11 protein-coding genes are annotated in these 10492 nt (G+C 37.2%); 2 read left to right on the top strand and 9 right to left on the bottom strand.

Annotated elements, in window-relative coordinates:
- Together LBB20_03835 and LBB20_03830 are read left to right on the top strand one after the other, a co-directional pair.
- Window positions 1-2107, top strand: a 2107-nt coding sequence (locus LBB20_03835) for a hypothetical protein (GenBank protein ID MDR2735931.1), incomplete at its 5' end; no start/stop codon positions are given.
- A gap of 107 nt (window positions 2108-2214) precedes the next feature.
- Complete coding sequence (locus tag LBB20_03830) at window positions 2215-4068, top strand: hypothetical protein (GenBank protein ID MDR2735930.1); 1854 nt, start codon at window positions 2215-2217, stop codon at window positions 4066-4068.
- 22 nt (window positions 4069-4090) lie between these two features.
- Here LBB20_03830 and sctU read toward each other — a convergent pair whose 3' ends face one another.
- The 9 genes from sctU to rpmA all read right to left on the bottom strand — a co-directional run bounded on the left by sctU (window position 4091) and on the right by rpmA (window position 10481).
- Window positions 4091-5173, bottom strand: coding sequence for a type III secretion system export apparatus subunit SctU (gene sctU / locus LBB20_03825; protein ID MDR2735929.1), 1083 nt, complete (start codon window positions 5171-5173; stop codon window positions 4091-4093).
- Complete coding sequence (sctT, locus tag LBB20_03820; protein ID MDR2735928.1) at window positions 5170-5964, bottom strand: type III secretion system export apparatus subunit SctT; 795 nt, start codon at window positions 5962-5964, stop codon at window positions 5170-5172. Before sctT ends, sctU begins: the two co-directional genes overlap by 4 nt.
- A gap of 1 nt (window position 5965) precedes the next feature.
- Complete coding sequence (sctS, locus tag LBB20_03815; protein MDR2735927.1) at window positions 5966-6235, bottom strand: type III secretion system export apparatus subunit SctS; 270 nt, start codon at window positions 6233-6235, stop codon at window positions 5966-5968.
- Between the two features lie 105 nt (window positions 6236-6340).
- Window positions 6341-7225 carry a hypothetical protein gene (locus LBB20_03810; GenBank protein MDR2735926.1) on the bottom strand — a complete coding sequence of 295 codons (885 nt, stop codon included), beginning with the start codon at window positions 7223-7225 and terminating at the stop codon, window positions 6341-6343.
- Between the two features lie 7 nt (window positions 7226-7232).
- The gene (locus LBB20_03805) at window positions 7233-7751 is read right to left on the bottom strand and encodes an iron-sulfur cluster assembly protein (protein ID MDR2735925.1); all 519 of its coding nucleotides are present in this window, start codon (window positions 7749-7751) and stop codon (window positions 7233-7235) included.
- 10 nt (window positions 7752-7761) lie between these two features.
- Entirely contained in the window at window positions 7762-9081 is a 1320-nt protein-coding gene (gene hisS / locus LBB20_03800; protein ID MDR2735924.1) for a histidine--tRNA ligase, read from the bottom strand.
- A gap of 38 nt (window positions 9082-9119) precedes the next feature.
- Window positions 9120-9872, bottom strand: coding sequence for a C4-type zinc ribbon domain-containing protein (locus LBB20_03795; protein ID MDR2735923.1), 753 nt, complete (start codon window positions 9870-9872; stop codon window positions 9120-9122).
- Entirely contained in the window at window positions 9869-10213 is a 345-nt protein-coding gene (locus LBB20_03790; protein ID MDR2735922.1) for a diacylglycerol kinase, read from the bottom strand. Before LBB20_03790 ends, LBB20_03795 begins: the two co-directional genes overlap by 4 nt.
- A 19-nt stretch (window positions 10214-10232) precedes the next feature.
- The gene (gene rpmA / locus LBB20_03785) at window positions 10233-10481 is read right to left on the bottom strand and encodes a 50S ribosomal protein L27 (GenBank protein MDR2735921.1); all 249 of its coding nucleotides are present in this window, start codon (window positions 10479-10481) and stop codon (window positions 10233-10235) included.
- Window positions 10482-10492: the final 11 nt, after the last annotated feature.

Here is a 10492-nt window from a genome sequence, read left to right as displayed (position 1 = left end):
TGTAACTGCCCTGGAAATAGCTGAAATAATACTGGAAGCCATAAAAGATAATAATAAAGTAGATGCTAAAATAAAAGCAGATTATGTCGAAGTTATACGACAATTAAAGGACTTTGACGAAGACTTAGATAAGTTACTCAAAGCAATCGAAACAAATGATGTTAATGAGGCCGATAGTATTATTAAAGGCTACCACAACCCTCACGTATTCATTTTACTAGTAGATACAAAATCGAAATCGAGTAAATATAAAGGCCACAGTGCATTGACCTATTCAATGACGAAATCCAACGAAGCTGCGCAACGGGTGAAAGGTGCAATAAGGCATTTATGGTTCAATGCACCAAGAAACAAGTCTAATAATTTATTTCCTGGCGTTAAAATAATGGGATCAATTTTTAGTCAGATTAATGATCAGATTAATAAACTATCAACACAGCAACTAAAATTACGCTCATTATTACTGTTAATAAGTCTTTTTGATGGTTATAGTTATAACTCTAAAATGAACATCCTGCATATTGCGGCAGTATTAGGTAACCATGATTGCGTTTCTTTTATAAGAAAAAAGATGATAGATCCATCATCTAAAATAGGGATTAATTGGAATATATATAAAAGAAAAATAACGCCCAGTAACGCAACCATGACAATAAATCTTAATGAAAATGAGCCTAATTCTAATGAAAATGAATCTAAACCTAAAGGTAAAGAATGTGATGTTAAAAACAAATCGCCGTTAGAATTAGCAATATTCGGATTAAATCTGGCGAATTTAGACAAGCTAAACAAAATACAAAAAGATATCGATGATTTTAACGAAATTATATCTCTTTTAATGCAAAAATGCCTCGCGATTAACATGGGCTCTACCAGTGAACCTACTAGTCACCAAGGTGAACTATTTGACATAATTAACGGCGATCCAATTCTAAAAGATATCGATTTCATCGGTAAAAAACATGAAACAGAACCCAAATTACTATATTACACACCACCACTTGTCGTTGGTAAATTCGAAATGAAAGAAAATATCAATACAAAAGACTACATAACGGCAAATTTCAACAATCTGCCTGATTTCATAAAAAACAATGAAAATGTAAAAAATTTTATAGAAAATATAAAAAGCATAAAAAATAATAAAAAATTAACACTTGCATTGGTCATACAAAGGCCCTTCAAACAGCAAGATTCTTTTAATGATAATAGCAACCAACTTCGTATAGTTAATGTTAACAACGAAAATACAATTAACGAAGGAAAAGAGGTGAAAGAGATTCTCCATGGTGAACTATCATTTTTTCAGAAAGTTATCAATAATGTTTATCACTTTATCGAAAGCCTTTTTGTACCTGTATCTAAAAGTGAAGAGTGTACCTATAAATGGGTGGATGGGGTTGGTAATTTCTTTATATTTTCAAATAGTGATGGTCAACCCGTTATCACATATCACTGGATCACTTCTAAAATTACCTGCGCATTTATTGAAAATGAATTGGATAACCTAAATTATAAATCCACCAAATATGGTTACCTAAACGTAATACATAACGACAACAATAGTGACGATACCAGGGTTATCATGGCCAAGATATGTTCACTAGGAAACGCTATCGATAGAGGTATTTATGAAATTCTTAGTATTAGAGGTCTTGAAGGGAAAAAAGTAGAGTCACTTAAGATCTCTGATATTATCGATCTTAAAAATAAAAAACATGAATTAAGTTATAAAGCAGTTTTAATTATTGAGCTTATTGAAGAATCATTGGATACTTATTATAAGACTGAGTGGCGGCAGCTTAACAGTGCCAATGATAGTCTGCTTCCTGATAGTATTATAAGTATGCTAACAAATTTGCAAAGTAACATCAATATTGTAACAGCCATACTTGATAACACGTTCAACCTATCGGATAATGATGATGACAATAAATATAAAAAGAACACTACTGCCAATACCAGTTTTGATCATATTAATGATAATGTTACCAATGGTAAAGCCAAAACACTATTGATACCATTTAGGACAACCACATTCTATGGTAGTGCAGCTATACCTATTATAGAAACGAGAGAAATAGAAATGGCGCCTGCTGATAATTAATTAACCTTGGCTTTCAACTATAAAGTTTTATAATCTAACTTAAAGACAGACAATCTTATTCAAAAAAGAACAAATTTTATTCTTTACAACTAAAAATTTTATCTGCTATGATTTTGAAGAAAATGGAATTAACAAGTAAGTGGCAAAGCAATAGGCTTTTTATGATATTTCGGCTAGTTGGTATTGTGATGGTTTTCATTAGTTTTAGATGTAATTGTGACGGTATTGGTTCCTATAAATACTATACGTTGGATAAAGATGGTCCTAAGATTTCTATGGCTGTTCCAGTTACCAGTGGCAAACAATGCTCACTTGGTTGTGATTTTGAAGGTATCGACGTTCTTACTAAATATTTAAATAATATCTTCAATTCTGATAAATATAAAGATAATTTTCGTTTCTATAACAGCAACGAAGTAATAAAATCACTGAAAGCACTCTTTATCTATCTTACAAAAGACAATGTCAATCAACAAAAATATGAAAAATACAATAGGCTCTTAAACGAAACTAATAAAGCAAAACAAGAAACGTCTATAATTGAACTATTTTTTTACAAAATCAATGTACATATAGGACATTTCTTTAAATCCAATAATATTAGAGATTGCTTTCATAAACCTGTTAATCTTATTGAGATGGCAATACAATCCAACTGTTATCATATCATAAGCTTAATAATCGATACTATTACTTATAATTATAAAAAATGTAATCAGCCTGATGTTTATATCAATAAAATCACGAAAAAAATTGCTAATGAAATTATAAAAAACATATGCAGTTGCATAGAAAGTGGCATTTTGTTCAAAAAAACGGACATTCTATCCAAAGAAAATGACAATAACAAAAAAATTATAGATCTTGTTATTAAATTATATAATATCCCTATCGAAGATATTAAACACAATATTATGATAAGGTTATCCGATGCTATCTGCAATAATCGGAATAATAACACAGAAGTAATAAATTTTGCTAATGCTTTTATAAAAATTATATACGACGAGTGGTTTAATACTCCAGGCAATACTAGTGGCAGCTTTGATTACGTCAGAGCTATGATAGACCTAATAAATGCAGCTAAAGCATTATGTGAAAAATTTTGTAAAAGCACACCACAACCAGGTAAACCCATACAACCAACCCTGCAGATAGAAGGTCGCGATTTTAATTTACAGTCACTGTTCACAGATAAGCCGAATTTTAATGGTATGAATATTCTTCACATGGCGGCATTTTATGGGAATTATGAATGTGTTAAATTTATTAATAAAAAATTCTATGAACTTCATAATAATGATAAAAAATTATGGGATGACTATAAAGCTATTTTAACAGAAAATACTGTTAATTTAGATAATATAAGTGACCGGATTGATAGGAGAAAAAAAGCACAAACTAAAGATAAAACCGCTTTAGAACTGGCAATAAGCATAAAAGAAAAGTTAAAGAAAAATAGTAGTTATGAAAATAGCTATGAGAACATTATAAAATTTTTGAAGCAACCCCAGACATTGCAATTACAATACCAAATACAGGTATCGCAACCACCTGATAATAATAACAAGAAGAATGATGGAAGTAAAGATGATGAGGTTCCTGATGTCGAATTTATCGGTACTTCTACTAGGCGTAACAATCCTTCTACTGGTGGTATCGGGACCAGTATCAATACGGGATATTCTTCTCTTCCTGATGGAGCACAATTTCCTGGTATACAATACATTCAATGGCCGCAGGGTACACAACAGGGTTCAATGCAGGCTGTACCTCAGAATGATCAACAGGACGATAATCAACAGGACGACGATACTAAATATAAAAGGGAAATTAATAATAAATATAAATTAGATAACGACGTTTGGAATGAACTCATATTGATACCACTTAGATCGACCATATTCTATGGTAACGAAGTAAAAAGCTTAGAGGACCAGGATCAACCACCTTCTTCATAATCATAATCATAAAACACCGGGGCTAAGCTTGACCTTCGAGGCCAATGCCCTGGGCATGTTCGTCCTTCATATTCTTTACCCAGCGTAAAACCTCAGCCACCGGTCCAATCAATGCACCGGGAATAAATTCCAAAATTTCCGCCGTGTCCATTAAAGCATGGGCCAACGGCACATTCCTCATTATCGGAACATTGTTTTCCCGGGCAATCTCTATCATTTTCTCGGCAACCTTACCAACGCCCTTGGCCAAAACCAACGGCAATGGAAATACTGGTCGATCTATATCATACAATAATGCCACGGCCATATGTTCTGGATTGGTGACCAACACACTGGCCTTCTTTGTCCGCTGGGGTGGATCTTCTTCCATCATCTCCCTGTGTAGCTGTTTTCTTTTGCCCTTTATCTGGCCATCACCTTCGGATTCCTTATATTCTCGTTTGATCTCGTCTTTCGACATCATTAGCTGTTTAGTCCAGTTTCTCTTCTGAAAAGCATAGTCTATAATCGCTACCACTATGTATGCAAATATGACGTTCTTTGCAAACAGTTCCATTATTGGGCCAAGCACATCGATCACACCACCTATGCCACAAAAAGGTAAAGATAACATGTCATCGATCACGCCCTTTACCAGCATATAAATCAAAGTTCCAAGAAATAATATTTTTAAAGAAGATTTGCCAAATTCGAACAAATTTTTCATCGAAAAAATCTGCTTAGCCTTGGCCATCGGGTTAATCTTACTTATATCAGGAGCTATCGGCTTCATTGTGAATAGTATACCAACCTGAGCAAAGTTTGCTGCAATCCCAATAAGTATCACGATGCCCACAAGTGGCATTACTATCGTCAGCATTTTTATGGCAACACCAATCATTGCATGTCTAAAATAGTCACCAAGGTGCGGGCCAACATAGTAGGATGGAATCAATAAAAGTTCGCAAAGATTTTTTAGATGTTTTTCCCAACCCATTCCTATATAGCAGAATATGCCAATCAGCAGTGCCGTAGAATTTACATCAGCGCTCTTAGCCACGTTACCCTTATTGCGGGCATCACGCATGCGCTTCGGTGTCGGCATCTCTGTTTTATCCTCACTCATTTGAAAAATTTATTTATAAACGATGATAATTTACCCTGGGAATAAAAATAATACTTAAATAATTTTATAAGTAGCGAGAAATAGAATAACAAAAAAAACATGGATAACCAGCTCTTTATAGGCATCGCCAGGAAAAATACATTCAATTGTGGTGCAAATCGGCTTATCATCCCAAGGCCAAATTCTGCCAAAAACAAGACTATTAGAATTGGGCCGGCAAGGCAAAAAATGACCTCCATCATCTCGTCGGCTAGCGCCAAAAAAAATGACGAAAAATTAGAGTCAAATTTTGGGTAAAATCCAAATACAGGCCACATAACATAGGTTTTATAAACTAAATTGATGAAAAAAGAAAAACCACCCAACATAAAAAACGACACCGTCAGCATCTGAACCAACATGCTACCAAGCAGCGATGTTTGTGAACCGGCCACAGGATCAAAAGTCGTTGCCATAGAAGAACCTCTTTGTATGTCGATGATGAATCCAACGCTATCTGCCACAAAAAATATGAATCCGCCTAGAAATCCAAGAAGCATCCCTATCACGGCCTCTTTGCATATGGTCGCGATGAAAACCCAAAGCGGCAAGTGTTCTGCTTTAGGCAGCGTTGGATAAACAAGATAGTACAACGGCAAAGCCATCCCAAAAATAATAACTCCCCTACCCATTCCGACGACAAATTGTTTTGAAAATGACGGTAGCAATGAAAGTGTCGCCGCCAGCCTGACGATACACATCATCATTGACATGAATGTTGACGAAATGTAACTTACTAATTCAGAATTCATTTCAGTTCAACAACCCAGGAAATGTGGTAAATATGTTGTTTGCAAATGCCAAAAGTTGGCCGCCTATCCAATAGGCTGATAATGCCAACACCAATACGGTGGCTATTAACTTTATCGCGAATCCAAGGGTTTGCTCCTGTATTTGGGTAAGTGCTTGCATCAAACTGGTTAACAATCCAACGAACGTGGCCACAAGAATCGGTGGCATCGACAAAACCAATACCAATATCATTGCCTTTGATGTGATATTTATGATAAAACCCTGATCCATTCAACAAACGCCCCACTGGGATGTTATAAAAAGATGTCAGGTTATCAAGCTCATATCAAAGCAGTTACTATAAAACCACAGAAAATTACAGAAAACCACAGAAAATTACAGAAAATTCAGGTTTTGCTGGGTTGATTCAACATAACAGGACAGTGATTTCAGCGAAAATTTCCTAATCAGCGCATCTATTGCATCCAGGTTTTTCTGTATCCCGTGAAATAGCTCCACGTCACAGGCCGTTTCATCCAGCGATATTATTTTTTTGTTCAACTGAATGATAACTCCGGACATAAGTAGTTGTTCCATAACACGTTTCGGAGTTACACAATTTATATTGTCGAACATAAGATCTATGGTGCCGTATTCTGATAAAAGTCTAGCTGCGGTCCTAGGTCCAATGCTATCCACCCCTCTTATGTTATCGCAGGAGTCGCCAACCAATGCTAAATAATCAATTATCTGCGAAGGAGTTACGCCAAATTTTTTTAAAACACCCGTCTCATCTAATTTGGTATAATCACCGATTTTGTTGTGATTTGATATCATCAGATATACATTTTTTGATTTTGAAACACACTGGGCCAAATCCTTATCATTGCTAACAATCAGCACCTCATTGGCATCAGTTCCATATTTCTTTACAGCGGAAGCAATTACATCGTCTGCTTCGGCTCCAGGGCATTCATGAATACTATAACCAAATGCGGTACAAAGTTCCTTTATCAGCGGGATCTGCACAAGCAACTCCTGGGGCGTATCCTTCCTATTTGCTTTATACACAGACGATAATGACTTTCGGTAATTCGGGCCGGCAGAATCGAAAAAAATTGCAATGGCATTTGGCGATTCAGTTTTTTTCAATTTTTCGACGATTTTTATGAAACCGATGGCTGCATTGACAGGCATCTTTTCGTCACCACCGGTCAACAGCGGTATGGCGTAAAAACTCCTGAAAATGAGATTGAATGCGTCAACCAGCAGATATTTCATGTTCAACTCATTGCCAACCAAGTTCCATGCGCCCTGGTTCGGTTATCATATCCTTACTCCAAGGCGGATCCCAGACGAAATTGACCACCACTTCATCGGCAGCACAGGTCGAAGAAATTTTATCAACCACTTCCTGCTGAAGCACTTCACCAAGAGGACAGGTTGGTGACGTGAGGGTCATTTCCACAACGATTTTCCTGGAATTCCCGGGTGAAGAAACCACATCAATACCGTAAACCAGGCCCAAATCCACGATATTGACATTAACCTCTGGATCATTCACAGTCTTCAACTGATCCCAAATGAAGTCCACGTCCATGGCACTTTCATTGGAATCAGCATATCTTTTAATCGATTTATCAAATAAGTCATTGCGTATATGGTAGTTGCCATTCAGTGTACAAACCTCAACCCCGTCCTCATGACGGCTAACAATCGATCCAATCGTCCCTTTCTTTAGAATCGCGCCATGCCCTGAGAGGTCTAGACCATCACAATCCGACGACAGCTCAAAAAATTTTTGCATTTTGCATTAATCATTCTAATAACCCAGACAAAGTTTTTAGCAAATCACTTCTTGCAACAACCGCTTCTTTTCTGTCATTCAGATTGCGAACTATCACAAAATCAAGGCTATTCGGGACATCGGTTCCATAAATAATGGCAACCTTTGCATTAACCGAGGCGGCCAGCTTCAACTGCTTAGGAATGTCCATAGGTTTCATCGCAAACTCCGATGATATGCCATTGGTCCTTAACATGATCGTATCACTCATAGCCTCTCTTCTAAACCCATCATCGAAAACAGCAAAGACATCGATGGATCTATCTAGATTTGGAATTAACTTCTTTTCTATCAACAGATTAGTTAGCGTAGCATCTCCCACAGCAAATCCAACCGCTGGCAATTCAGCGTAACCCATTTTTTTCGTCAGATCATCATATCTTCCGCCGCCGGCCAGAGCTCGGGATTCACCGAACCGTTCGAAGGCCTCGAAAACAAATCCTGTATAATAGGCAAGTCCCCTTACAATTCCCAAATCAAGAGTCACATATCCTTGCAAACCAAACATTTCTATGCATTCCAACAGCCTCGATAGGTCATCGATGCCTTTGCTGACCAATGGCTTTGTGGACGCCTCAAATAGTTTACATTTGGATAACATTTCGTAAATCTCACCAACGGTCTTCGATGATCTGAACCTGTTTATCTCTTCTATAAATCCCCAGCCATCCATGCCCAGAGCACCCAATTTTTCTATGCTGACAGCCACCGGCTCTTTGTCTGCTTTGTCTATGATGGACAAAACCTTAGGCGAATCCTCGGCTAGAATTCCATTGAGCTGAAAAAAAATACTCCAAAGCCGACGATCACTCAATTTGACATGAAAATCATTTTCTGTCAGCCCAAACGACCTTAATACCAATATTAATAAGGCAATCGCTTCGGCATCGGCAACGACATCTGGCTCACCAAAGATGTCCGCATTAAACTGGTAAAACGAACGTAACCGACCTTTCTGTGGTCGTTCATATCTGTATAATTCACTGATATCAAACCACTTGATTGGCTTTCTAAGGGAACTGGCTTTGGCACCGACCATCCTGGCCAAGGACGGAGTCATCTCCGGCCGCATTGCCACCTGACGATTACCCTTGTCTGTAAAGCTAAATAACTGAGATACAATCTCTTGGCCAGATTTCTCAGTAAATAACTCCAGCGGTTCGAGCACCGGACCATCATACTCTTCAAAGCCAAATGACTTGGCAGTCTCACGAATTCGTTGAAACATATAATTTCTTACGGCGCAATCTGTTGGATAGAAATCCCTAAATCCCGGAAGAACGTTAAACATAGCCATGGGTTATTATATCTCTAAAATATTCATGCAAATCAACCATTTTCGTCATCAAAACCATTTTCTTGCTCCTGCTCTTTGCCGTAGAGCAATCTACCACAGGCCTCGCACTGAACTAAAGACCCACTACTCCTGAGTGCGACCAAAATGTCATTGGAAACTCTTATGTTACAGCCTTTACAACGACCATCTTCAACAGGAATAACCACAGGCATGCGTTTTACCCCTCGCCTTGCAAGATCATACATTCGCAACAAATCCCTATTGACTAGATTTTTTCTCAGCCCATCGATCTTTAGATTCAATTCCGAAATGTTTTTGCTAATATCTTCGATTAGAGATAGGTTACGAGACAATTCATCATTCAAACTATTTATACGCAGATTAGCTTCCATGCCCATTTTGTCACTGACAATCTTCAGATCATCTGAAGAATACAACGAAGTAACAATTTCATCTTCAAGCTGTTCAATTTTTTCAGCCATGGCTGCTGCCTGATTTTGCAACAGATTATATTCAGTGCTTTTCTTCACCGAAGCCTGTCTAATCTTTAACTCCATCAGTTTTTGATTTAATGATTCCAATTCAAGGTTTGCCTTGTCAAGTTTCATCTTTGCATCAAAAATCATTGCCTTTGAGTCAGCTACTTTCTTTTTTTCTATCTCTATGGCCTTCTCTATTTCTGCACGATCCTTTGATAGATTTTCTAATCTTTCACTAATGGCAACTAGTCTCCCATCATATCCTTGTAGTATTAAAATGAGATTAACTTCTTCTTGGCCAATCATTTAGCAGCCATTGATAGCAGTAGTACAACCAGAGCATTGACCACGGCAAGAAAAACCGCTGCACTGCCCATATCCTTCGCTTTTTTCGCCAAAAAATTATACTCCGGCGATACAAAATTTACAACACTTTCCACCGCCGTATTTAGGGCCTCGGTTACCAATATTGCAAAATATGAAACAATAACCGCCAATAATTTGATGTTAATGCCTAGCCAATAGAATAGCATCGGAAAAACGATGAACCCAATCGCTATTTCAACTAAAAACGCTCTTTCTTTACACAAAAATCTTAATCCATTAAGCGAACATTTTACAGGAAATAACACAAACCTATTGAACATGACCTAGGCTGCTATCTATTTAAACAGAAGCAATTACATGAACTTTGCGATGGGCACCATCCCATTTAACTTTACCGTTAGCAAGAGCAAATAACGTAAAATCTCTTCCAAGACCAACATTTTTGCCAGGATGTACTTTAGTCCCTCGCTGCCTTAGGATTATACCTCCGGCCAAAATAGCTTCTCCTGAATATTTTTTCACTCCAAGCCGTTTACTATTGCTATCCCTGCCGTTTCTGGATGTGCCTTGACCTTTTTTATGCGCCATCTATCTACCTT

Source organism: Puniceicoccales bacterium (genome assembly GCA_031283585.1).
Lineage (GTDB): Bacteria > Verrucomicrobiota > Verrucomicrobiia > Opitutales > LL51 > JAIRTH01.
Note: the sequence above shows the minus strand (reverse complement) of the source record. Positions and strands in the feature narration are given on the sequence as shown.